This is a genomic window from Paraflavitalea speifideaquila, assembly GCF_032395985.1.
Classification (GTDB): Bacteria; Bacteroidota; Bacteroidia; order Chitinophagales; family Chitinophagaceae; genus Paraflavitalea; species Paraflavitalea speifideaquila.
In genome coordinates this window covers 8,487,845-8,511,561 of the sequence record NZ_CP135920.1, presented here as the reverse complement: position 1 = coordinate 8,511,561, position 23,717 = coordinate 8,487,845, and the positions used below count along the sequence as shown (strand labels likewise).

Genomic DNA, 23,717 nt, shown 5'->3' with positions numbered 1-23,717 from the left:
CCCGCCGTTATTTGCCATTGGGGATCCAATTTCATAAACCCGTATTGCCCCCGGTATTTACACTGGCATTCAATTCAAAGCTCCATCCTTTGGAGGCAGTAAAAGTATTGTTGGTACTGATATTGGCCGCCGGTGCGCCATTATTCAAGGAAGTACTGGCCAGATTGCCATTATAATGCCCATAATACAAATTGGCATTGTTGATCGCATTCCACCATTTGGTAAAACGGAACGGTGCAGCGATAGTAATCCCATAATAATCATAAGTGTTGAGATTTACCGGCATCTGCACCGTTACCCGATCCTCCGTCTCACTGGGCCTGATTACCACAGTGGTGTTCTGCTTTGTATGACTATACGCAAGTGTAAAGCTGAGTTGTTTCACGGTATAACTTAACTCGTATGACCAGGTAAGCTGCGGTTTCAAATAAGGGTTACCTGAGCTATAGGTACTCGGATCCAGGAAAAACGAAAAGGATTCAACTCCGAATAATTGGGCCGGTCAATACGCCTGCTCACTGAAAGGCCAATTGTTTTTCGGCGCCGAGCTTGTAATTCAGGAAGAGGCTGGGGAATAATTGCAGGTACGACGAGTCGAATCGGATATCATTTACTTCCTGGTGACCTTCCATATTCGTTTGCTCGGCACGCAAGCCGGCCATGAGAGAGAACTTTTTAAATTCAGTATTAATGTTTACGTACACGGCATTGTTGTTCTCCTTATAATTGAACCGGTTGCTTTTGGAAGAATCATATTTAGGCTGCCCGGTGCTTACATCGTAAAATGCCACATCATTGTCTGTTTCTACAAAACTGGTTTTAAACCCTGTCTCCAGCCGGGTATTCTTTTTCAGGGGATGGATGTAGTCGGCTTTAACAGTTGCAATACTGATCTTTCCGGTTTGATCACCGTTGAGTTTGTATTCCGGTTTGTTAGGTACTCCGTTCAGTGCATAAAAGCCTGTAATGAACCTGGACAGGTTGCTATTCCTGAATACACCGTAATCCACATCGGCACTTAACTCACGCCCAGTACTGTCGAATGTATATTTGTAATTGACATTGCCTAATAGGTTCCTGGGGCGGGTTTTCTCTGTATTGTTCGTGATAAACCTCGACTCGGGTTCTTTTACGTTGTTCAGTACCAGGGATTGGTTATTGTTATTACGCTCAACATTAGTAAGCGTTCCATTGAGTACAAAACCAATGATCGACTTTTTATTGGGAAAGAAGTCGGCGCCCAGCCTGGCTGTATTGGTATGAACCCTTTGCTTGCTGAAATTGTCCTGGTCATAAGCGCCTTCGTATGCTCCATTCTTAAAAAACTCCCTTATTAGCACCAGGTTACTAAGGCTTTCCCGGTAACCGAAATTGTAACTGCCAAAAAGGTTTACTTTTTTACTGCGGTAATTAAAAGTGGTCCCGGTATTGGCTTTGGGATAAATGCCTTGCCCATAGCCGGCTGTAAAAGTGCCATTGGCCCCCATGCGTTGGTCTTTTTCAACCTGATATCAATGATGCCCGAATTACCAGCCGCATCATAGCGGGCAGACGGGTTGGTAATAATGTCAATGCGCTCAATGCTGTTGGAAGGTAAACTACGCAGCATATTAACCAGGTCGGCGCCCGACATGGGGTGACCTTCCCATCGATCATAATGATCACTCCTGCGCGGCCACGGAGGCTGATCACATCATTGGGATCGATCAATACACCGGGCGAACGTTCCAAAATATCGAGGGCTGAACTGCCAACATTTACAATGCTGTTGTCGACATTCACGACAATACGATCACTTAACTTTTGAATAAATGGCTTCCTGGCAGTGACTGTTACTGCTTTCATTTGTGCATCCCTGGCGGGTGTTAAGGAGATGGCGGGCAGAAGGAGTACAGGCTGCTCGGCCGTTAAGGTCAGTGGGTGCGAATAATAGCGACTATAATTGATCATGGTTATCCGGAGGAGATAACTGCCCAACTGAACAGGCTCCAATTCGGCCATGCCGGCCTTATCGGTAATGGCCGCTTTTACCAATGAAGAATCCCTGGCTTTTAACAATTCAACGGTGGCGTTCTCCATGCCTTGTGCTGCTTCGCTTAGCACATGTACGATCAATTTTCCACCCCGGTTGTTCTGGGCATTTGTTAGGGTGACGGCCAGCAGGCATACTATCACTAAGGTCAATTTGTGCATGTATCAGCAATTATTGAAAACAAATATTCTGATAAAACGAATGTCCTCGTAGTACTTCTATACAGGATGCGGCAGGCAGGCGTTCAGTGGAAACAGGCATTAAAATGGTTGTCGTTTTTTACATGGTCATGTGATCAGGAGAATTTGGCCGCTGGGTGAGACTAAATGTTGTCCCAGCTTTCTGAATTTTTCATTACTATACACGGCAAAAACTTAAACAGATGTAGGCAGGTTAATCATTATACATTAATATGTATTAGCATTCATCACTCATTATCATTAAACAAAACCCGGCCTAAACTGGAGCCGGTAAAAACATTTCTTTATGAAACAGCGCCTTTTTGTTTTATTGCTCATTACCTCTCTGGGAACACTCACCGGACAGGCACAATTAAAGCTTCCCAAAACCGGCTTAGGTAATATTGGAAGTTTGCTCACCCAATTTTCAGGGGCCCTGAAACCCACCTCATTGTTGGATAGTTGGGCTGGCGGCGGAAAAACCGACTGGTTGGGGCTGCCTCAAGGTTACAGATGGGGAGGCCTGGGTAAAAGCATTTCTTCGCTGGCTGGTTTCATTAAGCCTAGTATGTTCAAGGGTGGCTTTGATGTGGCTGGCCTTATCAAAACAGCTAATACAGTGAAGACCATTTCCAATGCCACCGGGTTATTGAAGAACCTGGAAGGCGGATTAAAGCCTGAGGCGTTTTCCAGCGACTGGTCGTCCAAAAGGAGCGGTTGGCTGAGCGCCCTGAACCTGATTAAATAATAGTTTTTGATCCGTACCCTTTCTTCTTTTCTTACCCTGGCATGTGTTCCCCCACTCCTTTGTATCTTTAGGATATGCAACATTTACTACTTCTACATGGGGCTGTTGGCGCCAAGGATCAACTGGAGCCATTGGGCGAAAGCCTTGCCAATGATTTCTATGTGCACCGGATCAATTTCAGAGGTCATGGCGGAGAGTCATTACCGAAGTCTGCCTGGTCCATTCAACTGTTTGCATTGCAGGTATTGCACTACCTCGAAGCCTATGTGCCTGCCGGCGAGCCTGTTTATCTCTTTGGTTATAGCATGGGGGTTATGTAGGTATGTACCTTAACCGGCATCATCCGGGTAAAGTACTAAAGACCATCACACTGGCTACAAAATTCCATTGGGATGAGGCTGGTGCCGCCCGTGAAGTGAAAATGTTGGATCCGGAAGCTATTCTCCAAAAGCTACCTGGTTTTGCAGCACAATTGGACAAACGTCATGCGCCTCAAGATTGGAAACTGGTCATGGAGTATACGGCAAGTATGCTGCTGGACATGGGCAAAGACAATCCTTTGAAGCCCGAAGATTATGATCAAATAACAATACCCTGCCTTTTATTACTGGGCGACCGGGATAAGATGGTTACGCTGGAAGAAACCGTAAACGTATATAAGCAATTACCCGCCGGTCAATTGGGCGTATTACCAGCAACACCCCATGCGTTGGAACAAGTGAGTGTTAAACAGCTGAGCCAATTGATAAAAGGTTCATTTTGACTACATGATGCCTGGGAAAACAGGCTTCATGTACCAGCATTAGATCTACCAGAAAAGGCAGGAACAGAGATAGGGGCTGACCCAAAAGGTCAGTTTGTTTAAAGAAGTAAGGGTTGACCCCAAAAGGTCAGCCCTTACTTTTAGAGTAGGGCTGTTTTGTAATTTTAAGTTACCACACTCAAAAATTACAATGGCTAAAATAAAGACTTCCGTAATATTTAAGCAATACAATCAGCAACAATCTTTATTGCTACCCCCTTCTCTGGAAGAATTAATTGGCGAAAAGCACCTTGTCCGGGTAGTCAACGAAGTTGTAGAGTCTATGGATATCAGCGACTTAATTAATCTGTACAAAGGCGGCGGCACTAGTTCCTACCATCCCCGGATGCTGCTGAAAGTGTTATTATATGCCTACAGCGTCAAGATCTACACTGGCCGTAAAATAGCCAAAGCACTCGGCCAGGATATACATTTTATGTGGCTCAGTGGTATGAGCCGCCCTGACTTCCGGACAATCAATAATTTCCGTAGCAGCAAGGCCAAAGAAGTCATAGAGATCCTGTTTAAGGAAATGCTGGAATTCCTGGTAGCCCACCAATACATAAAACTGGAGAACTATTTCTGTGATGGCACGACCTTACGGGCCGATGCCAATCAACACAAAATGGTATGGAAGAAGAATGCAGAACGCTATGGCGCAAAGAATATAGAAAACTGCCGGTCGTTGTTTAAGCAGATCGATGAGTTGAACAGGCAGGAAGAAACAACTTACGGTACAGCAGACCTGGAAGAGCATGGAAAGGCGTCCTTTATTACACGGGAAGCCATTGCAGAGAAAGTAGCTGAATTGAATGATACGATCCGTACAACTACAGCCAAAAGAAAGCGTCGCAAGGCAATGACACTGAAAAAGAAGCTAAAGGAGGCTGAACATAAAATAGACAAGTATAACAACCAGATCACCAAAGCAGGCAAGCGCAGTGGCTACAACAAAACAGACCCTGATGCCAGCGCCATGATGATGAAAAACAAAGTGGAGGTTCTCCCTGCCTACAATATAATGGCTGGCAGTGAAGAGCAGTTCATTACCGGTATCAGTGTTCACCAGACAACCAATGATGGTGTTTGCTTTGAAGGTCACCTGCAGCAGATAGAGCAACAACAGCCCTGCAAACCGGACAGGATCATCGCTGACAGCATCTTTGGTACAGAACAGAATTACGAATTGTTGCAGAAAAATGAGATAGAGAATTATATGAAGTTCCCACTTTATCATAAGGAACAAACAAAGGGGTACCAGAAAAACCTTTTTCTAAAGGAGAACTTCTCCTATGACCCTGTAACCGACAGTTACGGATGTCCCAATGATGAGCTGCTTGTTTTTAAAGGCAAACATCAGAAGACGCATAAAAGAACCGGTTACAAGTCTGAAGTGAGACTATATGAGTGTAACAATTGTGCTGGCTGTCCCTTATACCAACAATGCTGCAAATCCACCAAAGGGTACAACCGGAAGATAGAGGTGAATGAAAAGCTTGAAGCCTATAAGCAACAGGCCCGGGAGAATCTTCACACAGAACTGGGACAGGCATTAAAAAAGCGACGCGGTACAGAGATCGAAAGTTGCTTTGGCGACATTAAGCACAATATGGGCTTCCGTCGCTTCCACCTGCGTGGCCTGCGCAAAGTAAAAACAGAGATTGCGCTGGTAGCCATGGCCCATAACCTTCGAAAGGTATATCTCAATGGTGCCAAAAAGGCTTCCTGACTGCAAAAACAGGCTCTCAAGGGTAGCTTTACTCCCTGATCTTCTACACAAGCTCATAAATACCCGAAAAACTTACTGCCATAAAAATTATATAGCCCGCCAGGGCGGGCCATATAATTTTCTTCTTTTGGGGGTATCGACCTTTTAGGTCAGCCCCATGTAAGGAGGATTATCCTATTTCTTTGTTTCGAGCAATTTAAAGAACTGATCCAGTTGAGGCAGGATCACGATACGTGTGCGACGGTTAGCCGCTTTGGCCTCAGGAGAATCATTTGGCATCAGCGGAGAGTATTCGCCACGACCAGCAGCAGACATCTTAGCAGGATCCAGACCATATTGGTTTTGGAGAATCCTTACAACGGAGGTTGCACGTTTAACACTCAAATCCCAGTTGTCGAGCAATTGACCACCGCCATTGTAAGGAACATTGTCGGTATGACCTTCCACCATGAACTCAATATCGGGTTGATTTTTCAATACTGTGGCTACTTTACCCAACACGGTCTTAGCCTGAGTGGTTACATCAAATTTGCCGCTCTTGAATAACAGCTTATCAGAAATGTCGATGTATACTACACCTTTATCGACTTTAATGTTGATGTCTTTGTCATCCAGGTTGCCAATAGCGCCTTTCAGGTTCATCACCAGGGCCATGTTCAAGGAATCCTTGCGGGCCATTTGTTGTTGCAAAGTTTGGATATAAGAATCCTTGGCGCCCATGTTTTCCATTGACTTCTTGATGCTTTCAGCTTGTGAGCTGGAGATCACAGAAAGGTCTTGCAGTTGCTTTAAAGCCTGTGTATTGTTTTCTTTCAGGTAAGCAATTTGCTTATTGAGGGCGTCGATCTCTGTTTGCAAGGCTGCTTTTTACGAGCTTCTTCTGCTTTTTGATCTTCACAGGATTTCAGGTCTCCCTGTAATTTGCCAACCACACCGGATAAAGAATCTTTTAATTGACTGTACCTTGTTTGTTCTGCTTTAAATTTCTTAGTGCTGACGCAGGAAAACAGCACTACAGGGGTTAATGCTACTAACAGAACGTGTCTGAACTTCATATAAATTGGTTTTTAATTGAATAATTAGCAATCATTCACATATAGCAATCATACGTCATAAATTATCTGACTATACTTATGCAACTAACGTGCCTGATAAAGGGCCCCAAAGGTATAGCGCTTCCTGATAAAATACCTATCAACGATTAATTATCGCTTTCATTTTATGTAGTTTTTAAGTTTTTTTAATCATCGGGCAGGTATTTCTAATATGTTTATAAGAATGACTTGCTTTATATCAAACTTATCAACCAACGAAAGGATGGCAATAAAATTATTAACTTCCCTTAAATCCTTTTATGCGACTGCTGATCGTTCCTTTACTAATACTGATTACGCACAGCGCGTTTGCGCAAGCTATTCTTTCCGGCGGCGTATTGAAGCCGGAACAAGCCAATATGGATGTACGTCATTACACTGTTTCATTAAGTGTTAATCCAATTGAACAATCCATTGACGGTAATACTGTCATAGACGTTGTATTGGCACAGCCATCTACCACATTATTATTTGACTTGTTAAATACTTTTAAAGTGAGCAAGGTGTGGGTGAATAACAAAGAGCAGGACTTTAAACATGAAAATGACCTGATCGATATTTCCCTTTCTACTGCTGCCAGTGGCAAGACATCGGTCAAGGTCCAGTATGCAGGTAAACCCAGGCTAGCAGTGAGGCCACCCTGGGATGGCGGTTTTCAATGGACCAAAGATTCAACGGGCAATGATTGGATAGCCATCAGCTGCCAAATGGAAGGCGCTAAGATCTTTTTCCCCTGTAAAGACCATCCTTCTGATGAGCCCAATGAAGGGGCCGATCTGATCATTACTGTTCCTAAAGGACTGGTGGTAGCCGGGCCAGGATTGTTGCAAAAGACAACGTATAAGAAAAACAGTTCCACCTTTCACTGGAAAACAAATTACACCATTAATAATTACAGTATCCTGTTCAATGTAGGAAAATACAAGGTAGTAAGCCGGCTCTACACCACGATCAATGGTAACCAGGTGCGCATTGAATTTTATGTACTGGAAGAGCATGCAGACAAAGCGGCGCACCACCTGGATATATTTGAACGCAGCATTAAGATGCAGGAAAAATATTTTGGTGAATACCCCTGGGTAAAGGAAAAGATCGCCATAGCTGAAACGCCCCACCTGGGTATGGAACATCAGACCCTGAATGCATATGGCAATAAATTCAAATATAGTCATGTAGGCGGACAGGATTTCGACTGGCTGATGCACCATGAGTTTGGTCATGAGTGGTGGGGCAATAAGGTTACAGGCAAGGATTGGGGCGATATGTGGGTGCAGGAGGGCATTTGCAGTTTTGGAGATGCCTTGTATACACGGGATGCTGAAGGGGAAGCCGCATATATCAAACGGATGCAGGGAACAGCCCGGGGCATACGGAACCAAAAACCGGTAGTGCTGGGTACGAATATTAATTCCGATGAAGCCTACCATGGCGATATCTATGGCAAAGGGGCCTTTTTATGCATACGCTACGGTATGTATTGGGTGATGAGGTCTTTTTCCAACCCTTAAAAAAATGGCGACTGATAGTCGCACTACCTACGATAACCTGGTCACCACAGATGATGTGGAGCAATTCTTCAGCCGGGAATCAGGTACCAACCTGAAGCCATTGTTTGATTTTTATTTGCGCACTACCCAAAAGCTCGACATACAGGTAACCAAAACAGGCGACACCACCTGGCATATAAAATTATTGAACTATGATGGGGCCTTACCATTGGATATTACGACCAGTGAGGGGGTGAAAAGAAGCACGGTGGACAAAAGGGAGTGGCTGTCGCCAGCAAAACACCGTTGCTAGTAGATGAAAAAGTATTCTACCTGAAACGGGTGATTTTCGAGTAAAAGAAAACCCTCATATTATAGGTGATTAGAATTACCACAAAGTGGTATTGGAGGATAGGTCTTTTGTAGTCCCTTTGGAAAATGGTTTTCAGCCATCGCCTTTTCCTGAATTAGTTCTAAAATTTCCCTATGGTAGTTTTCTACTGTAGTTCCCCGCTACGAACATTCCGGTAGCGGGGTTTTTATTGCCTGTACGTCGGGCAGGCAGGCTGAAACCGGAAATAACCGGCAGTTCCCCTTTCCTTATTGCATCCTTATCTAGTTGCTTGTTCCTGACCCGGTTAAACTACGAATTTTAGCGGCGCCCAAAATAATTAGCCAAATAATACTAATAAAATTAGTGTTGATAATATAATTTCCCCTACATTTGACATTCGGTAATTTTGACTACTATAACAAAAAATAACCCATTATGTCTGCAAATAACGAAAAGCTCAAGGCGCTGAAGCTGACGATTGACAAGATCGAAAAGGACTTCGGCAAAGGAAGTGTGATGATGATGAATGAAAAGTCAACGGACCCCATGGAAGTGATATCAACAGGTTCCATTGGGTTGGATTCAGCGCTGGGAGTTGGCGGTCTTCCCAAAGGCCGAATTGTAGAGATCTATGGACCAGAATCTTCCGGTAAAACAACTGTAGCTATTCATGTTATTGCCGAAGCACAGAAAAAGGCGGTATGTGCGCCATTATTGATGCGGAGCATGCATTTGACAGCGCTTATGCACTAAAACTGGGTGTGGATGTAGACAACCTGCTGATCTCCCAGCCCGACTATGGTGAGCAGGCCCTGGAAATTGCCGATCGCCTGATCTTATCCGGTGCACTGGATGTAGTAGTTATTGACTCAGTAGCCGCCCTGGTACCCAAAGGGGAACTGGAAGGTGAAATGGGTGATAGCAAAATGGGATTACAGGCCAGACTGATGTCACAGGCTTTGCGTAAACTCACTGCCACCATCAATAAAACAAATACCATCTGCATCTTTATCAACCAGCTTCGTGAAAAGATCGGGGTCATGTTTGGTAATCCTGAAACAACTACCGGTGGTAATGCCCTGAAGTTCTATGCTTCTGTACGGTTGGATATCCGCCGTATGGCGCAGATCAAAGATGGTGATGAAGCCATTGGTAACCGTGTAAAAGTAAAAGTGGTAAAAAATAAAGTAGCGCCTCCCTTCCGTGCAGCAGAATTTGATATCGTATTTGGTGAGGGTATTTCCAAAGTTGGTGAGATCCTGGATATGGGTGTTGAATTGAGTGTAGTACAGAAAAGTGGTAGCTGGTTTAGTTATAATGGCGATAAGCTGGGACAGGGTCGTGATGCTGTGAAGAAGTTATTGGGCGACAATCCAGAGTTAGCCAATGAAATTGAAACGAAGATTCGTGAAAAATAAAAGAAATGCAAAGCACTGCACCCGCTGCTACTGCATAAACTATGTTATAGTAAGTGAATACTAAGGGGTTAGTAAATGAAAGGTCCTGATTCTTCAGGACCTTTTCTTTGTTGGTACCTGAAGGAAAAATGAATACTATGGTAAATCAGGGGGAAATGCTGGAATGGTAGACTGGCTGTCAAACGGAGTGGTAAGTAGTAGAAATAAAAAGGGGTCTGAATAGACATTCAACCCCGCTTTAAAATCCAATATCCTATGAAAAACCAAGGTAAAAATAAGGGTGAATTTTGACATGTGCAATACCATTTTGTGGTTATAGTAAAAATACTCATGAAAAAAGTAGTTTATGAGTGAGAAACGAAGCCTTTATACCCAAATGAGTGAGAAACACTTTCTAAGTTTTTACTATACGCACGTAAAAACCCGTTCGGCTAACCGATTCCCGACCGTTTGTTAGTTTTTGAGAAGACGTTCCTGGCTTACCAGGCCTGTAGTAAGATTACTAATACGCAATAGATACATTCCCTTTTCGAGTGATGCTACATTCACGGTTTGTAATCCCTGTAGTTTGTTTTGGGTAATCCGTACTTTACCGTTGGCATCAACGATCTGCACATCAAGAAGGAATTCTGAACGAATAATGAGGACGCTATCCACAGGGTTGGGATAGAACCTAAAAGATATATCACCAGCAATAATGGCCGGAATTGTTTTTGAATACTGAACAGCGCCTTGCTTGCCAGCAAAACGAATGCGGTAGGAATTTCGCCCCCTGGCAGGCGCATCATCAATCCATTCGTACCAAACACCGGCAGCGGTTTGCCTGATCACAGCAACTGTTTCAAAATCACGTCCATTGCTGCTACGTTCCACCGCAATAAATTCAGCCGGGCTACCGCTCATCATCCGCCAGTTGAGGATCACCTTGGCATTGTCTTTAATGGTAGCGACAAGATCACTGAGGTAGATCGCTGAATCAGGCACGATAGAAGCCGCTTCTTCAGGAGGGGCCCCTGCCGAAGTATCCTGTGCCATGCAGACATGTGTGCACAGGCTTAGCAAACCTATCAGCAAACCTTTGTACATAGAATTTAATGGAAAAGTAAATGGGAAATAGTTATTAACAATTACTGTGCCCGAATGTGGAAAACGCGATATCTCGCTGAAAATTATTTCTTTTGCGTTAAAGTTTCTTCAAAATCCAGTTACCTTTTCACCCCAAAACCTTTAATACAGACTTTAACACAGAAGCTATGTTGACATCAAGGCGAATAGATGCCCGTAAGCGAATTGCGCTGGTAGCGCATGATAATAAGAAGAAGGACCTGATAGATTGGGCAGAATTCAACAAGGTGGTACTGGCCAAACACGAATTGATAGCCACGGGCACCACCGGGAAATTGCTGGAGGAAAAGCTGGACAGGCCCGTTAAGAAACTGCTAAGTGGGCCACTGGGGGTGATCAGCAGATAGGAGCCCTGATAGCAGTAGGCGAGATCGATGTAATGATCTTTTTCTGGGATCCCATGGAGGCTCAGCCGCACGACAGTGACGTAAAAGCATTGCTTAGGGTAGCCATTGCCTGGAATTGCATCGTAGCGTGCGACCGGTCAACTGCTGATTTTGTACTCACATCGCCCCTGATGCAATCGGATTATGCGGCTGCACTTCCTGATTATACGGATTACCTGAAAAGAAGGATCGAGAATAAATAACTACGCCTGCATCTTTCCCGAAGAATGGGCACCCAGGAGCATAACTTATTGATTAGTAGCCCTTTTTATTTCCGAGCAAGGGCTACTGCAGTCTGGAAACAACTACGCCCGATAATTGTTATAGATTCAGCTTGCCTAAAAAAAAGTCAGCGGCGCCGGTATCCAAATAATGGATAACTTACCTGCAGCCGCTATTTCCATAAATTTGCAGGCTGTTTTAACAACTATATGCCTTTTAAACTACACGCACCATTTTCACCGGCAGGAGATCAGCCGGAAGCCATCCGGCAATTGACGGAAGGGATATTGAATGATGAGAAACACCAGACCTTATTGGGGGTAACCGGTAGTGGTAAAACCTTTACCATTGCCAACGTGATCCAGCAGGTACAGCGCCCTACGTTGGTGTTGACGCATAACAAAACCCTGGTAGCGCAGCTGTATGGTGAATTCAAACAGTTCTTCCCTGAAAATGCGGTAGGCTATTTTGTAAGTTATTACGATTACTATCAGCCCGAAGCTTACCTGCCGGTAAGTGATACCTATATTGAGAAAGACCTTAGCATTAATGAAGAACTGGACAAACTACGGTTGCATGCCACTACCGAGTTGCTGAGCGGACGCCGCGATATTATAGTAGTGGCCAGCGTAAGCTGTATCTACGGTATTGGTAACCCTGCCGAGTTTGAGAATGGTATCATCCGGATCCACCAGGGACAAGTACTTTCCAGGCAAGGGTTCCTCCATGGGCTGGTAAATGCCCTGTACATGCGAAGCCAAACAGATTTTACGCGCGGTACTTTCCGGGTAAAGGGTGATACGGTGGACATTAACCTGCCCTATATGGATTGGGGTTACCGGGTTACCTTCTTTGGCGATGAGATTGAAAGCATTGAAACATTGGAGATCAATACGGGCAAACGGATCGGTGTAGTAGATAATGCTGCCATCTTCCCGGCCAATTTATACCTGGCTCCCAAAGACATGATCCAGGAAATTCTACATGAGATACAGGATGAAAGTAGCGCCCAGGTAGAGTATTTTAAAAGGAATGGCAAGTACATCGAAGCCCAGCGCCTGAACGAGCGGGTAAATTATGATGTGGAAATGATCCGGGAATTGGGTTATTGCAATGGGGTGGAAAACTATTCCCGCTTCTTCGATCGCCGGATACCAGGCACCAGGCCCTTCTGTTTATTGGATTATTTCCCCAAAGACTTCCTGACGGTGATCGATGAAAGTCACCAGACGATACCCCAGATCAGTGGTATGTATGGTGGCGACCGGAGCCGTAAGCTGATCCTGGTAGACTTTGGATTCCGCCTTCCCTCGGCGCTGGATAACCGTCCGCTGAACTTTAACGAATTTGAGCAGATCGTGGATCAAACGGTATACGTATCCGCTACGCCGGGAGATTATGAGCTGGAGAAAAGTGGGGGTATCGTAGTGGAGCAGGTAGTAAGGCCAACAGGCTTACTGGATCCTCCCATTGAGATACGGCCTAGTGTAAACCAGATCGACGACCTGCTGGATGAAATAGACAAGCGGATCACCAAGGGCGACCGGGTACTGGTAACCACGCTTACCAAACGGATGGCGGAAGAAATGGATAAATACCTGCACCGGATCAATATCAAATCAAAGTATATCCACAGTGAAGTAGATACGCTGGAACGGGTAGAGATACTACGGCAGCTTAGGTTGGGCGAAATAGATGTCTTGGTAGGGGTAAACCTCTTAAGGGAAGGCCTGGACCTGCCTGAAGTATCGCTAGTGGCTATACTGGATGCTGATAAGGAAGGTTTCCTGCGTAATGAAAAGTCGCTGACACAAACAGCAGGCCGTGCAGCCCGGAATGTGGACGGACTGGTGATCTTTTATGCGGATAAGATGACAGAAAGCATGCAGCGTACCATTGATGAAACCACCCGCCGCCGGGAAAAACAGGTAGCTTTCAACATAGAACACCATATTACACCACGCACTGTTGTCAAATCGAAAGAACAGGTATTTGCCCAGACATCGGTACTGGATATAAAGGGATACGATCCAAAGAATCCTTATGCCATGGCACCTGATCAGGAGCTGGTGGTACATGCGGCAGCAGAAGAACAGGCGGTTTACCAAACCATCCCCCAGTTGGAGAAAGCCATAGGCAAAACCAAAAAGGAAATGGAGAAAGCCGCCCGTGATCTTGATTTTATGGAAGCGGCCCGGCTAAGAGATGAAATGTTTAGCATGCAGAAGAAACTGGAAGAGCTGAAGAAGTGAGGAGAGGACGGCAATCGTGAATCGGCAGTCGGCAGTCCTTTGCTTCGTGGGCACAAGTACGCAATCCCACAATAGCTCTGCTACATACCTCGCGCCAGGGGCTAAGAGGTGACACCTTTCGTTTTCGTGGTAAGGGAAAGGTGTCACCTCTTTCCTGATGAAGGTGAGCCGCTCTTCAGCGCTACATCTGCTTGGCTGCAGAGCGACCCACCTTACGCCAGGGGACTGAAGAGGTGAGGGCTGGAAAAAGCTGCGAGCCCCAAGCTTTGAGCTACGAGCTAATAAAGAGATATATCGACCTGATTTTGTCGCAAAACACCCGCAGAAACAGTTAATTTTTCAAGCCCGGATGTGGCCATTGTTGTTAACTTAGCAGCATGAGCCAAAAGTATTTCTTCTCGACGCTTATGCATTGGTATTCCGTGCTTACTATGCACTGATACGCAATCCACGCATTACCTCAAGGGTAAGAACACGAATGCGCAGTTCGGTTTTACCAATACCTTGCTTGACCTGCTCAATAATCAGAAGCCTTCTCATATGGCGGTGGCTTTTGATACACATGCGCCCACAGAGCGGCATACGGAGTTTGCCGACTATAAAGCCAACCGGCAGGAAACACCCGAAGACCTAAAGGCTTCCATTCCCGATATCAAACGTATTATCCGTGGCTTCAATATCCCCATCGTAGAGTTGGATGGTTATGAAGCAGATGATGTAATTGGTACTTTAAGTAAACAGGCTGCCAAAGAAGGATTTGAAGTGTACATGGTAACCCCGATAAGGATTATGGTCAATTGGTGGAAGAAAAGATCAAGATCTACAAACCCGGCTACCAGGGTGGCGATGTTGAAATATTAGGCGCCAAGGAAGTATGCGAAAAATGGAATATCCAGGAGGTGCACCAGGTGATAGATATCCTGGGTCTGATGGGCGATGCAGTAGATAATATACCTGGCATTGCCGGAGTAGGGGAAAAGACAGCGGCGAAGTTATTGGCAGAATATGGTACGCTGGAGAATGTATTGAACAATGCGGACAAGATCAAAGGGGCGTTGGGTGAAAAGGTACGCAATGGAAAAGATGCAGCTATACTTTCCAAAAAACTGGCCACCATCATTACGGATGTACCGGTATCGTTTCATGCAGAAGATTTCCGGGTGAAGGAATTGAACAAAGACCTGCTGCGGGGAGTGTTTACCGACCTGGAATTTAAAACGGTAGCCAAAAGAATACTGGGTGAAGATATTGCTGTAATAGCCGGGAAGGCCACGGCACCGGAAGGGGTACAAACAGATCTGTTTGGCAACGTGGTAGAAAGCAAAAAGAAGAATACAGAAGACAGAATACAGCAAACAGAAGGCGCGGCGGATGGAGAAGGCGGGGATGCCGATAGGGCGGAAAGCGGGGAAGTGATTGTAGCTGGTAAAACCATTCACAATACGCCGCATAAATACCTGGCCATTGTTGGCGATGCAGCTATTAAAACCCTGGTCAAGGAATTACTGGAACAGCCGGAAATTTGTTTTGATACGGAAACAACCGGCATTGATGCCAATGATGTGGATATGGTGGGCATGAGCTTTTCCCATACGCCTGGTGAGGGTTATTATGTACCGGTACCAACTGGCAACCAGGAAGGCACGCTGGGCATCCTGAAGCAGTTTGAAAAGCTGTTCAATAAAAAGGAAGTTACCTGGGTAGGACAGAATCTGAAATATGATATGCTGGTGCTTAAATGGTACGGCTATGAATTGAGGGGCAATATTTTTGATACGATGCTGGCGCATTATGTCATCGAACCGGATGGCAAACGCAGTATGGACATCATGAGTGCACAGTATTTAGGTTATGAACCAGTGCATATTGATGAGCTGATTGGCAAAAAGGGAAGAACCAGGGCAATATGCGGGATGTGCCGCTGGAAAAGATAACAGACTATGCCGCTGAAGATGCAGATATTACGTTGCAATTAAAGCAGGTCTTTGCTCCGCTGCTGAAAACCAAGGATGTTGAGAAAGTTTTCCTGGAGGTGGAAAATCCGCTGGTGAAAGTGCTCACGGATATGGAGTTTGAAGGGGTCAGGATAGATGAAAACTTCTTAAAAGAATATTCCGTCCAACTAGACAAAGAGGCCAAACAAGCCGAAGAGAACGTATACCAGCAAGCAGGTTTAAAGTTCAACCTGGCCTCGCCTAAACAATTGGGTGAAGTATTGTTTGAAAAGCTGCAGCTGGACCCCAAGGCTAAAAAAACCAAGACGGGTCAATATGCTACGGGTGAAGATGTACTGCTAAAGCTGGCCAATCAAAGTAAAATAGTAGAAGATATTCTAGCCTTCCGGGAGTTGACGAAGCTGAAATCTACCTATGTGGATGCGCTTCCTACGATGATCAATAAAAAAACCGGCCGGGTACATACTTCCTATGCCCAGGCAGTAGCGGTTACAGGCCGCTTGTCCAGCAACAACCCCAACCTGCAGAACATTCCCGTAAGAACGGAAAGAGGCAAAGAGATCCGCAAAGCCTTTATTCCAAGGGATAGCAACCATATCCTGCTTTCGGCCGATTACTCGCAGATAGAGCTGCGTATTGTGGCTGCTATTTCCGGCGATCCAGCCATGTGCGATGCCTTCAAAAATGCCCGGGATATTCACACGGCTACGGCCGCTAAAGTTTATGGGGTGGAAGAAAAGGATGTTACCAAGGAAATGCGCTACAAAGCCAAGAGTGTAAATTTTGGCATCATCTACGGGCAGGGTGCTTTTGGCCTGGCCGACAACCTGGGTATCAGCCGTACAGAAGCGAAAGAGATCATTGATACGTATAAAAGCAATTTGCCAATATCCAGAAGTACATGGATGATACGATCAACTTTGCCCGGGAAACAGGTTATGTGCAAACCCTGATGGGCCGTAAACGCTGGCTGCGTGATATTAACTCGGCCAATTTCACTGTTCGTGGCTTTGCGGAACGCAATGCCATCAACTCGCCCATTCAAGGTACAGCCGCTGATATGATCAAACTGGCCATGATCAAGATCCAGGAAACGTTTAAGAAGCATAAGTTCAAGTCAAAGATGATCCTGCAGGTGCATGATGAGTTGATCTTTGATGCCACGCGTGAAGAGGCAGAAACGCTTAAACCGATTATCCTTGACTGCATGCGCGGCGCGCTGCCATTGCCCAATGAGGTACCTGTAGAAGCGGAGATCGGTGGAGGCGAGAGCTGGCTTGAAGCACACTAACTTTTAATAGCTTATTATAAGGGCTGATCTTCGGATTGGCCCTTTTTCATTAACGCTGGTATGGTTCCGGCATATCATAGCGATATAACCATCCTATTACAGGCAGGGCGCACCCATATTATGGCTCACTTACTCATTGTCCCGGGAGCAATCAGGAAAATTGGAAGAAGCTGTTTTTATTGGATGCCGGGGCCGGCCATGTACCGATCCAACGCTTTTTGAATACGCTGGTGGTAAATTATCTGATCATCGAGGGTTTTGCTCATCAGCTGCAGGTCAAGGCTCCTGGGATTGCGTGCGCGGAGGCCCAGGTAATTCTCTTCATTGAAAAACTCATCGCGTGCCGTTTCCAATTCAGTTATTTTCTGACGGAAAGTACGTTCTTCCATAAAAGGTTTATCCAGTAAGTTATTGTTTGCGGCATACTGTTGTACATCGGCAAGCAATTGTTGATTCAGGTTTATTGCGGCTTCAAACTTTTTACGAGTTCTTTTCTTTCTCTGACAGGCTTTAGTAAAAAAGTGGGCCTGTACCAAACAAAGTACACGAGCACTAATGCTCCCAGCAAAATAATAGATATTGGCTCCATTGGTAAGCAATCCAGCGTGAAACAATATTTCCGTCTAAGAAAAGCTACGAATTTTTCTTGTCTGTACCATCATTTCATGGATTTAATGGGGGATGCTAAACCGTGAGGAAAGCTCTTTTTCCGTATGCCAGCCGGGGGTCATATCATTTTGTAGAACAATGTCCGCAATGATGAAGATGTCAGGGTGAGCCGCTTATTGAGAGCGACCCACCCAAAGACGCCTTCGACAGGCTCAGGCTGACATCTGCTAGGTTAGTGTATGACCATTTAATTGAACAATATTGTTTATTAATTGATGTGCAGGTTCGCGGCATTTAGTTTTTCATGCAACAGTAACAATACATTGCTCCTGGCTTCTTCGGACTTGAATACATCGGCGCACCAGAAGAAGGCCTTCAGGTCGAACCCATCTTCGTTTACTTTGGTAAAGAGTATCTGAGGTTCCCTGTTTTCAAAAGCATAACGCGAAGCCCGGATGGCATTCTTAATGGCGGAGGATACTACTTCCATATCCTTGCTTCCACTTATCGAAAGTTCCATTTCGAGCCTGATCTGGTTATTGGTATGTGTCCAGTTCACGATCTGTTGTGATAGGATGTCTCCGTTGGGGATGATGACTTCGGCGCCATCTGGTGTGAGTAAGGTACTGGAGCGCAAACCGATTTCCCGAACACGGCCGGCTTTGTCGCCCACTTCTACAGAATCGCCTATCTGCAGTGGCCGGTCGAAAATGAGGATGATACCGGATACAAAATTGTTCACGATATTCTGTAACCCCAAACCAATACCTACACCGAGGGCGCCCAATACAATGGTAATTTTATCTACGGGTACACCCGATGCGGCTACTGCCAGCAGGTACCCCAGGCAAAGCAGGATGAGCCGGGCGATCAGTAGTCTGGACCGTTGGCCTTTGTTATGGATCTCATCATCCGTGCCGGTATCGCCAAAGAAATACCCTACATACTTTTGCAGCAGGTGGGCTATCCATATGATCATAAAGAAAAGGAGGACGCCTCAATGGTAAAGTAGGCATTGCCAATATGCCGGGGGTTTTGCAAAACATCGGTCAGTCCATTCAATACAGAAGTATAGATGTTCAGGTTGGTGGTAAATACGATGAGCCACAAGATGACGACCAGGAATAACAGGGGCCGGCGAAATCCATTGAGTACATGCTGGTATTCAAACCGGCTTTGTATACCACGCTTGGCTCGACTTGTCATGATCTGCAACAAAATGGATTCCATAACGATCTTACTGAAAACGGCCAGGCCAATGGCTTGTGTAAAGGCAAAGATGGCAGCATTGCCAAAGATCTGCGCGAGGGAAAAGCGCCCCCAGATATTGAAAAGGATGGAGAGCACATTCATCACATTGTGCAGGATGATCACAAAGCGCAGAAAGCCCTTCATGTGCAGGTGCTCTTTCATTTTAGAGAGGAAGAGCAAACCAAATACGATGGAAAGGATGTTCAACAAAATAAGCCACATGCGCTCCCAAAATCCGGGGTCTACAATATGATGGGTAAAAGCAAAACAGATATACAGAATGGCCATGGCGATCCAATACCAAAACAGTTTACGTGGCCATTTTTCCAGCAGATAATGGTTAGGATGATCAACAGAAAAACTGCATGGATTCAATGTAGGCGGCCGGTGCATGTAGATCAAACAGCGGGGCGATGCTAAACATGATCACAAAAGAAGAAACGATATAACCGGAGGGCAGGTAATCAAAACCCAGGTCCTGAATGGCCGACATGGCCTGCAGGCGCTTCAGCGCACGTATGTTGCGGTAGATCCAAATAAAAAGAGGAAGCCAATGAGGAGTAGAAAGAACCGTTTATTCCCGCTGTCTTTAAAATAATAATGCAGGGCTTTCTGTTCCCCTTCATACACTTTACCAAAGGAAGACCGTACGCTGGCCGACAGGCTGTCTTTGTCTTTCTCCCATAAATAGTTGTATTCTTTTCCAAAACCCGGGCCGCTGAGGTATTCAGCATGGTATTTACATTTTCCAGTAGTCTGGCAGTGGTAATGGCGTTGGAAGAGTTTTGGGTTTGAAGGAGGTTAATGGTGGCCAGGCTTTCCCGAAGGTGCCTGGTACTGGATCGCCAGTTCTCCCGCATATCCTTCAGGGGCCCGCTAAACTGCTGGCGTAGTACAGAATCGCGGAATAATTGCCGCAAAACGGTATCTGTGATCAAGGTTTTCATGCTGCTGCGCAATCCTTCCAGTTTGCGTTCCGTACTATCCAGCACTTCCCGGTGCTCTTTCCCTTCCGTTGCAGGTTCAGCAGCAGGCTACGGAATACCTGCAGGTTGCGCAGGTTCAACGCCTTGCTATTATTATGAATAATATCTTTCAATACAGCCAGTACAGAATCGGCATCTACCAATCTTTCCTTTACGTTGAGCACAGCCAGGCCCAGTTCGCTTTTGTTCTCAATATTATCAAGGATGACATAGGTTTTTCAATCTGCAGCTGGTAGTCGCTACTGGTGAGTTTGGCTGAATCGGCAAAGAGGGATGACATGCCTCCTCGCCGTGGCCGGCTGGTATCAGATTGCTGGTTCGCGGAATCGGCACGACCGCCAGGGGATTTATCTTGTCTGAAACGGGCCGTGTCCTGGGCTGTAGTGGCCAGGGTAAGTAATAAAAGGATAGTACTCGTCACCAGGTGGCGAAAGCGGTTTTTCATGCGTTGATTTTTGCTGACGCTAAACTATAAAAAGATGGGGTTCGCGGGTGAAATATTATACCAAGGGGTTTATCTGACCCCCTATTGGTCAATTGGTTAGAGGAAGATAGTATTTAACATATTTACCAGCTTCTTAAACAGCCACGAAGCAAATGGAAGGGTAGGTGTAGAATTTCTAAATCTAAAACGGCCCATTTTTTAATACTTTAATTTCGTCCACGTAAATCTTTTCACATGCCCATACAGCCTATTCGCATTTTTATTACCGGCGGTACTTTCGATAAAGAATACAATGAATTGAATGGTCAATTGTTCTTTAAGGACACGCAGATGCATGACCTGCTGGAAATGGGGCGCAATAAAGTACCGGTAGTGATCAGGACGCTGATGATGATTGACAGTTTGGACATGACGAAAGAGGATCGTGACCTGATCGTTCATCAGTGTATACAATGTGAAGAAGACAAGATCATTATTACGCATGGAACGGATACGATGGCCATTACGGCTAAAGTGCTGGCCGAAAGCATTAAAAACAAAACGATTGTGCTCACGGGCGCGATGATCCCCATCAAATTTGGTAGCTCGGATGGCCTGTTTAACCTGGGCAGCGCCATGGCCTTTGCACAATCTCTTCCTCCAGGGGTATATGTAGCTATGAATGGCCGCTTTTCAACTGGGACAATGTGCGGAAGAATAAACAAACGGGAATTTTTGAAGAGATGGAGTAATGTCTGGTCCAGGATTTTTGAGATTTATGGTGTTGGCAGGATGGGTGGGGTTATATTTTGACTTACCTTACAGGTAGGCAAGGGCGATCTTTACTGAATGCCTTGCCGGCACATTCCTAAAATTATACTTCTTGTTCAAAAGCATAGCCCCTGATAAATGGAGACATTTTTATGCAGGCATCCTCATGGGTGCGATTTTGCAGGGACTGGGCTGGTGGCTGATGCCCAATCATATAGCCCTATCAGTGGTGGCAGTTTTGGCACTTGTGATCGTTATTAGCTACGGATTTGAGCTTTTCTCCCTCATTACGGGTCTTGGGGTGTATGATTTTATGGATGCGGTAGCCTCGGCCATTGGCGGTGTTTTTGGCCTGGGACTGGCGCTACTCACCTGTAGCTGGTTGTTCTGACCCGGCAGCTCCTGCTTTTTCTTACTTTCGGGCTTCCAATTATGTTACAGAAAAAGAAGGTAGACGTAGATGTGATCAAGGATGTGCTGGAGGCCATGCTGGCAGCCAGGCCCGATTCTACTTTTGTGAAAAGCCTGGCCCATCAATACGAAGAAAGGGGCGGGCTAAGTAAGAAGCAACTGGAAGGGTTATACCAGAAAGCGCTTAAAGTGGAATCTATTCCGGATGGTAAACTGGCCACGCTGGAAGCGGTGATCATGAAAAAGCCTACCCGCTATAAATCAGCCCCGCCGCCGCCCAAACCCTTGTACGAAAAAGATGAAAAGGTGGGGCAAATGATTGAAGCTATTCTTGCCAAATATCCCCAACACAAGCGGGTACTGTTCTTTCAGGTAAAGTACAACAACAATGAAACGCTTTCTCCGCCTGATATTACCGAGCTGGAAAAGTTCCACAGGATGGTGAACAAGGCTTGACCAGTTAGGCACAGTACGTCAGCGCGCTTGTCTGGGTCGCCTATTCATATCCTACTTTTACCGTAGTTTGGGTTAGCCCCAAAGGCTTTTTCTGTTCTTTTGCCTTGATGCAAAAGAACCAAAAAAATCAAACCAGGCCCGATCCTCCGGGCGGCCTGGCGAGCCAACTCCTCTCCTTGTGTAGCTTTGGTTATTTGCTTTAGGAGACCTGTCAGTAAGCTTGAAAGGCTGATAAGTTTCCAGATGACTTAATGTTCTCCACAATCTGGGATTAATCTGCCCGGACTTGGCCCCGACGGGAATTGACGTACTTTTGCGGGATGCAAAATTCTCTCTTTTCGATTGAGGACTCGCTTTCCAATTTACAGATCGACGCGCTGAACGATATGCAGCTGACCTCGCTGGAAGCCAATAAAAATGCTGATTCTGTTGTATTGCTCTCCGATACAGGTTCTGGCAAAACGCTGGCCTTCCTGTTGCCGGTGACTCAATTATTGGATAGGGACAAACGAGTAACCCAAGCATTGATCATTGTACCTTCCCGTGAACTGGCTCTACAAATTGAGCAGGTATTCAAGAAAATGGGTACGGGTTTTAAGATCACTTGTTGTTATGGTGGTCACTTGCGTGAAACAGAGGAGAACAACCTGAAACAAGCGCCTGCGCTGATTGTAGGTACGCCTGGCCGGCTGGCCGATCATATTCGCCGCGGCAATATCACGACCACGCATATTGAAACGCTGGTACTGGATGAGTTTGATAAATCGCTGGAGCAAGGTTTTGAAGAAGAAATGTCTTTTGTAGTGGGCTCCCTGCCTGCCTTGAAGAAAAGAATACTCACTTCGGCTACGGAAGCGGTAGAAGTACCCGCATTCGTTGGCCTGAAGAACCCAGTAGAGATCAATTTCCTGACTGGCGAGAAGTCGCCCGCTTTGGCCATACAAATGGTAAAGAGTGATGACAAAGATAAATCAGGCACGTTGTTCAGGCTGATCTGTGCGCTGGGCAATCGCTCTACTATCATATTCTGTAACCAGCGTGAATTTGTAGACCAACTTAGTGTTTTCCTGAGGGACAAAGGCATTTACAACGTATTTTATCATGGTGCCATGGAACAACAGGAGCGCGACAGCGCGTTGTGTAAGTTCCGCAATGGCAGCTCCAATGTATTGGTCACTACTGACCTGGCGGCCAGGGGACTGGATATTCCCAATATCCGGTACATTGTACATTACCAACTGCCCAATACGGAGGAATCTTATACGCACCGCAATGGCCGCACGGCGGATGGATAAAAGTGGTACGGCCATCCTGGTAGTAGGGCCCAATGAATATGTACCGCCCTACATCAGTCCGGCCCCAGCACTGATTGAATTACCCGCTACGGCCGAATTGCCCCAAAAACCAGTATGGACCACCTTATTCATTGCAGCCGGTAAGAAAGACAAAGTGAACAAAGTGGATATTGTGGGCTTCCTGGCCAATAAGGGTCAATTGAAAAAAGAAGATATTGGCTTGATCGAAGTGAAGGATTTCTTTTCCTTTGTAGCGGTGCGCAAATCGAAGGCGGGGCATACTTTACAGCTCATCAAAACGGAGAAGATCAAGAATAAGAAGGTGAAGATAGAGGTAGCGAAGTAGGGAATACAGCTATGAGCTTTGAGCTGCGAGCTACGAGTGAATACAGTGACTCATTGTGGTGTAAAGGTGAGCCGCTCTGCGGTGCAGCATTGGCTGGGCGGCAGAGCGACCCAC

Annotated in this window: 27 protein-coding genes and 2 pseudogenes; 18 read left to right on the top strand and 11 right to left on the bottom strand. The window is 45.8% G+C overall.

Annotation, left to right across the window (positions count from 1 at the left end; translation table 11 throughout):
• Positions 1-31 precede the first annotated feature (31 nt).
• From RS881_RS58570 to RS881_RS58560, 3 genes are all read right to left on the bottom strand, one after another.
• On the bottom strand, positions 32-427 hold the full coding sequence (locus RS881_RS58570) for an outer membrane beta-barrel protein (RefSeq protein ID WP_315819172.1): 396 nt from the start codon (positions 425-427) through the stop codon (positions 32-34).
• Positions 428-515: 88 nt separating this feature from the next.
• Entirely contained in the window at positions 516-1,487 is a 972-nt protein-coding gene (locus tag RS881_RS58565; protein WP_315819171.1) for an outer membrane beta-barrel family protein, read from the bottom strand.
• A gap of 13 nt (positions 1,488-1,500) precedes the next feature.
• Positions 1,501-2,184 (bottom strand): carboxypeptidase-like regulatory domain-containing protein, encoded by a 684-nt coding sequence (locus RS881_RS58560; protein WP_315819170.1) that lies wholly within the window; start codon positions 2,182-2,184, stop codon positions 1,501-1,503.
• 334 nt (positions 2,185-2,518) lie between these two features.
• Between RS881_RS58560 and RS881_RS58555 the strand changes: the two genes are divergently transcribed.
• From RS881_RS58555 to RS881_RS58540, 4 genes are all read left to right on the top strand, one after another.
• Positions 2,519-2,959 (top strand): hypothetical protein, encoded by a 441-nt coding sequence (locus RS881_RS58555; protein ID WP_315819169.1) that lies wholly within the window; start codon positions 2,519-2,521, stop codon positions 2,957-2,959.
• A 74-nt stretch (positions 2,960-3,033) separates the two neighbouring features.
• Positions 3,034-3,279, top strand: a complete 246-nt coding sequence (locus tag RS881_RS58550) for an alpha/beta fold hydrolase (RefSeq protein WP_315819168.1) — start codon at positions 3,034-3,036, stop codon at positions 3,277-3,279.
• A 2-nt stretch (positions 3,280-3,281) separates the two neighbouring features.
• Complete coding sequence (locus RS881_RS58545; RefSeq protein ID WP_315819167.1) at positions 3,282-3,722, top strand: alpha/beta fold hydrolase; 441 nt, start codon at positions 3,282-3,284, stop codon at positions 3,720-3,722.
• A gap of 190 nt (positions 3,723-3,912) precedes the next feature.
• Positions 3,913-5,490 carry an IS1182 family transposase gene (locus tag RS881_RS58540; protein WP_315819166.1) on the top strand — a complete coding sequence of 526 codons (1,578 nt, stop codon included), beginning with the start codon at positions 3,913-3,915 and terminating at the stop codon, positions 5,488-5,490.
• A 174-nt stretch (positions 5,491-5,664) separates the two neighbouring features.
• Here the strand turns inward: RS881_RS58540 and RS881_RS58535 are convergent, their stop codons facing one another.
• Positions 5,665-6,348, bottom strand: coding sequence for an OmpA/MotB family protein (locus tag RS881_RS58535; RefSeq protein WP_315819165.1), 684 nt, complete (start codon positions 6,346-6,348; stop codon positions 5,665-5,667).
• 496 nt (positions 6,349-6,844) lie between these two features.
• Between RS881_RS58535 and RS881_RS58530 the strand changes: the two genes are divergently transcribed.
• The 3 genes and pseudogenes from RS881_RS58530 (at position 6,845) to recA (ending at position 9,823) form a co-directional block, all read left to right on the top strand.
• The gene (locus tag RS881_RS58530; RefSeq protein ID WP_315819164.1) at positions 6,845-8,092 is read left to right on the top strand and encodes a M1 family metallopeptidase; all 1,248 of its coding nucleotides are present in this window, start codon (positions 6,845-6,847) and stop codon (positions 8,090-8,092) included.
• Between the two features lie 4 nt (positions 8,093-8,096).
• Positions 8,097-8,384, top strand: a complete 288-nt coding sequence (locus RS881_RS58525; RefSeq protein ID WP_315819163.1) for a hypothetical protein — start codon at positions 8,097-8,099, stop codon at positions 8,382-8,384.
• A 456-nt stretch (positions 8,385-8,840) separates the two neighbouring features.
• A pseudogene (recA, locus tag RS881_RS58515) lies at positions 8,841-9,823 on the top strand (recombinase RecA).
• Positions 9,824-10,276: 453 nt separating this feature from the next.
• Here the strand turns inward: recA and RS881_RS58510 are convergent.
• Entirely contained in the window at positions 10,277-10,858 is a 582-nt protein-coding gene (locus tag RS881_RS58510) for a T9SS type A sorting domain-containing protein (RefSeq protein WP_315819160.1), read from the bottom strand.
• A 218-nt stretch (positions 10,859-11,076) separates the two neighbouring features.
• Between RS881_RS58510 and RS881_RS58505 the strand changes: the two genes are divergently transcribed.
• From RS881_RS58505 to polA, 6 genes and pseudogenes are all read left to right on the top strand, one after another.
• Entirely contained in the window at positions 11,077-11,295 is a 219-nt protein-coding gene (locus RS881_RS58505) for a hypothetical protein (protein ID WP_315819159.1), read from the top strand.
• 32 nt (positions 11,296-11,327) lie between these two features.
• Positions 11,328-11,537 (top strand): hypothetical protein, encoded by a 210-nt coding sequence (locus RS881_RS58500; protein WP_315819158.1) that lies wholly within the window; start codon positions 11,328-11,330, stop codon positions 11,535-11,537.
• Positions 11,538-11,765: 228 nt separating this feature from the next.
• Positions 11,766-13,808 carry an excinuclease ABC subunit UvrB gene (uvrB, locus tag RS881_RS58495; RefSeq protein WP_315819157.1) on the top strand — a complete coding sequence of 681 codons (2,043 nt, stop codon included), beginning with the start codon at positions 11,766-11,768 and terminating at the stop codon, positions 13,806-13,808.
• A gap of 504 nt (positions 13,809-14,312) precedes the next feature.
• Positions 14,313-14,669, top strand: coding sequence for a PIN domain-containing protein (locus tag RS881_RS58490; RefSeq protein ID WP_315819156.1), 357 nt, complete (start codon positions 14,313-14,315; stop codon positions 14,667-14,669).
• A complete protein-coding gene (locus RS881_RS58485; protein ID WP_315819155.1) occupies positions 14,609-15,742 on the top strand; it encodes a 5'-3' exonuclease H3TH domain-containing protein in 1,134 nt (377 codons plus the stop codon). Before RS881_RS58490 ends, RS881_RS58485 begins: the two co-directional genes overlap by 61 nt.
• Positions 15,715-17,054 (top strand): annotated as a pseudogene (gene polA, locus RS881_RS58480) (DNA polymerase I). Before RS881_RS58485 ends, polA begins: the two are co-directional and overlap by 28 nt.
• Before the next feature lie 176 nt (positions 17,055-17,230).
• Here polA and RS881_RS58470 read toward each other — a convergent pair.
• From RS881_RS58470 to RS881_RS58445, 6 genes are all read right to left on the bottom strand, one after another.
• Complete coding sequence (locus RS881_RS58470; protein WP_315819152.1) at positions 17,231-17,500, bottom strand: hypothetical protein; 270 nt, start codon at positions 17,498-17,500, stop codon at positions 17,231-17,233.
• Between the two features lie 431 nt (positions 17,501-17,931).
• On the bottom strand, positions 17,932-18,642 hold the full coding sequence (locus tag RS881_RS58465; protein WP_315819151.1) for a mechanosensitive ion channel family protein: 711 nt from the start codon (positions 18,640-18,642) through the stop codon (positions 17,932-17,934).
• Positions 18,639-19,316 carry a hypothetical protein gene (locus tag RS881_RS58460; protein ID WP_315819150.1) on the bottom strand — a complete coding sequence of 226 codons (678 nt, stop codon included), beginning with the start codon at positions 19,314-19,316 and terminating at the stop codon, positions 18,639-18,641. Before RS881_RS58460 ends, RS881_RS58465 begins: the two co-directional genes overlap by 4 nt.
• 62 nt (positions 19,317-19,378) lie before the next feature.
• Entirely contained in the window at positions 19,379-19,906 is a 528-nt protein-coding gene (locus RS881_RS58455) for a hypothetical protein (RefSeq protein WP_315819149.1), read from the bottom strand.
• Positions 19,858-20,064 carry a hypothetical protein gene (locus RS881_RS58450; protein ID WP_315819148.1) on the bottom strand — a complete coding sequence of 69 codons (207 nt, stop codon included), beginning with the start codon at positions 20,062-20,064 and terminating at the stop codon, positions 19,858-19,860. The genes RS881_RS58455 and RS881_RS58450 overlap by 49 nt, the downstream gene beginning before the upstream one ends.
• Entirely contained in the window at positions 20,052-20,345 is a 294-nt protein-coding gene (locus RS881_RS58445) for a hypothetical protein (protein ID WP_315819147.1), read from the bottom strand. Before RS881_RS58445 ends, RS881_RS58450 begins: the two co-directional genes overlap by 13 nt.
• Positions 20,346-20,579: 234 nt before the next feature.
• Here RS881_RS58445 and RS881_RS58440 point away from each other — a divergent pair, with 234 nt between their 5' ends.
• The 5 genes from RS881_RS58440 to RS881_RS58420 all read left to right on the top strand — a co-directional run bounded on the left by RS881_RS58440 (position 20,580) and on the right by RS881_RS58420 (position 23,603).
• Positions 20,580-21,137, top strand: a complete 558-nt coding sequence (locus RS881_RS58440; protein ID WP_315819146.1) for an asparaginase domain-containing protein — start codon at positions 20,580-20,582, stop codon at positions 21,135-21,137.
• A 70-nt stretch (positions 21,138-21,207) separates the two neighbouring features.
• Complete coding sequence (locus RS881_RS58435; protein WP_315819145.1) at positions 21,208-21,486, top strand: hypothetical protein; 279 nt, start codon at positions 21,208-21,210, stop codon at positions 21,484-21,486.
• Between the two features lie 41 nt (positions 21,487-21,527).
• Positions 21,528-21,962: a hypothetical protein gene (locus tag RS881_RS58430; RefSeq protein WP_315819144.1), complete on the top strand. Its 435-nt coding sequence runs from the start codon at positions 21,528-21,530 to the stop codon at positions 21,960-21,962.
• A gap of 320 nt (positions 21,963-22,282) precedes the next feature.
• Positions 22,283-23,257, top strand: coding sequence for a DEAD/DEAH box helicase (locus RS881_RS58425; protein WP_315819143.1), 975 nt, complete (start codon positions 22,283-22,285; stop codon positions 23,255-23,257).
• On the top strand, positions 23,235-23,603 hold the full coding sequence (locus RS881_RS58420; protein ID WP_315819142.1) for a DbpA RNA binding domain-containing protein: 369 nt from the start codon (positions 23,235-23,237) through the stop codon (positions 23,601-23,603). The genes RS881_RS58425 and RS881_RS58420 overlap by 23 nt, the downstream gene beginning before the upstream one ends.
• Positions 23,604-23,717 lie beyond the last annotated feature (114 nt).

Excerpts from the sequence above, each read along its gene's own strand:
- RS881_RS58565 (WP_315819171.1), bottom strand. The coding sequence starts at position 1,487 with ATGGGGGCCAATGGCACTTTTACAGCCGGCTATGGGCAAGGCATTTAT.
- RS881_RS58555 (WP_315819169.1), top strand. The coding sequence starts at position 2,519 with ATGAAACAGCGCCTTTTTGTTTTATTGCTCATTACCTCTCTGGGAACA.
- RS881_RS58550 (WP_315819168.1), top strand. The coding sequence starts at position 3,034 with ATGCAACATTTACTACTTCTACATGGGGCTGTTGGCGCCAAGGATCAA.
- RS881_RS58545 (WP_315819167.1), top strand. The coding sequence starts at position 3,282 with ATGTACCTTAACCGGCATCATCCGGGTAAAGTACTAAAGACCATCACA.
- RS881_RS58540 (WP_315819166.1), top strand. The coding sequence starts at position 3,913 with ATGGCTAAAATAAAGACTTCCGTAATATTTAAGCAATACAATCAGCAA.
- RS881_RS58530 (WP_315819164.1), top strand. The coding sequence starts at position 6,845 with ATGCGACTGCTGATCGTTCCTTTACTAATACTGATTACGCACAGCGCG.
- RS881_RS58525 (WP_315819163.1), top strand. The coding sequence starts at position 8,097 with ATGGCGACTGATAGTCGCACTACCTACGATAACCTGGTCACCACAGAT.
- RS881_RS58510 (WP_315819160.1), bottom strand. The coding sequence starts at position 10,858 with ATGGCACAGGATACTTCGGCAGGGGCCCCTCCTGAAGAAGCGGCTTCT.
- RS881_RS58505 (WP_315819159.1), top strand. The coding sequence starts at position 11,077 with ATGTTGACATCAAGGCGAATAGATGCCCGTAAGCGAATTGCGCTGGTA.
- RS881_RS58500 (WP_315819158.1), top strand. The coding sequence starts at position 11,328 with ATGATCTTTTTCTGGGATCCCATGGAGGCTCAGCCGCACGACAGTGAC.
- uvrB (WP_315819157.1), top strand. The coding sequence starts at position 11,766 with ATGCCTTTTAAACTACACGCACCATTTTCACCGGCAGGAGATCAGCCG.
- RS881_RS58465 (WP_315819151.1), bottom strand. The coding sequence starts at position 18,642 with ATGATCATATGGATAGCCCACCTGCTGCAAAAGTATGTAGGGTATTTC.
- RS881_RS58445 (WP_315819147.1), bottom strand. The coding sequence starts at position 20,345 with ATGAAAAACCGCTTTCGCCACCTGGTGACGAGTACTATCCTTTTATTA.
- RS881_RS58440 (WP_315819146.1), top strand. The coding sequence starts at position 20,580 with ATGCCCATACAGCCTATTCGCATTTTTATTACCGGCGGTACTTTCGAT.
- RS881_RS58430 (WP_315819144.1), top strand. The coding sequence starts at position 21,528 with ATGTTACAGAAAAAGAAGGTAGACGTAGATGTGATCAAGGATGTGCTG.
- RS881_RS58425 (WP_315819143.1), top strand. The coding sequence starts at position 22,283 with ATGCAAAATTCTCTCTTTTCGATTGAGGACTCGCTTTCCAATTTACAG.
- RS881_RS58420 (WP_315819142.1), top strand. The coding sequence starts at position 23,235 with ATGGCCGCACGGCGGATGGATAAAAGTGGTACGGCCATCCTGGTAGTA.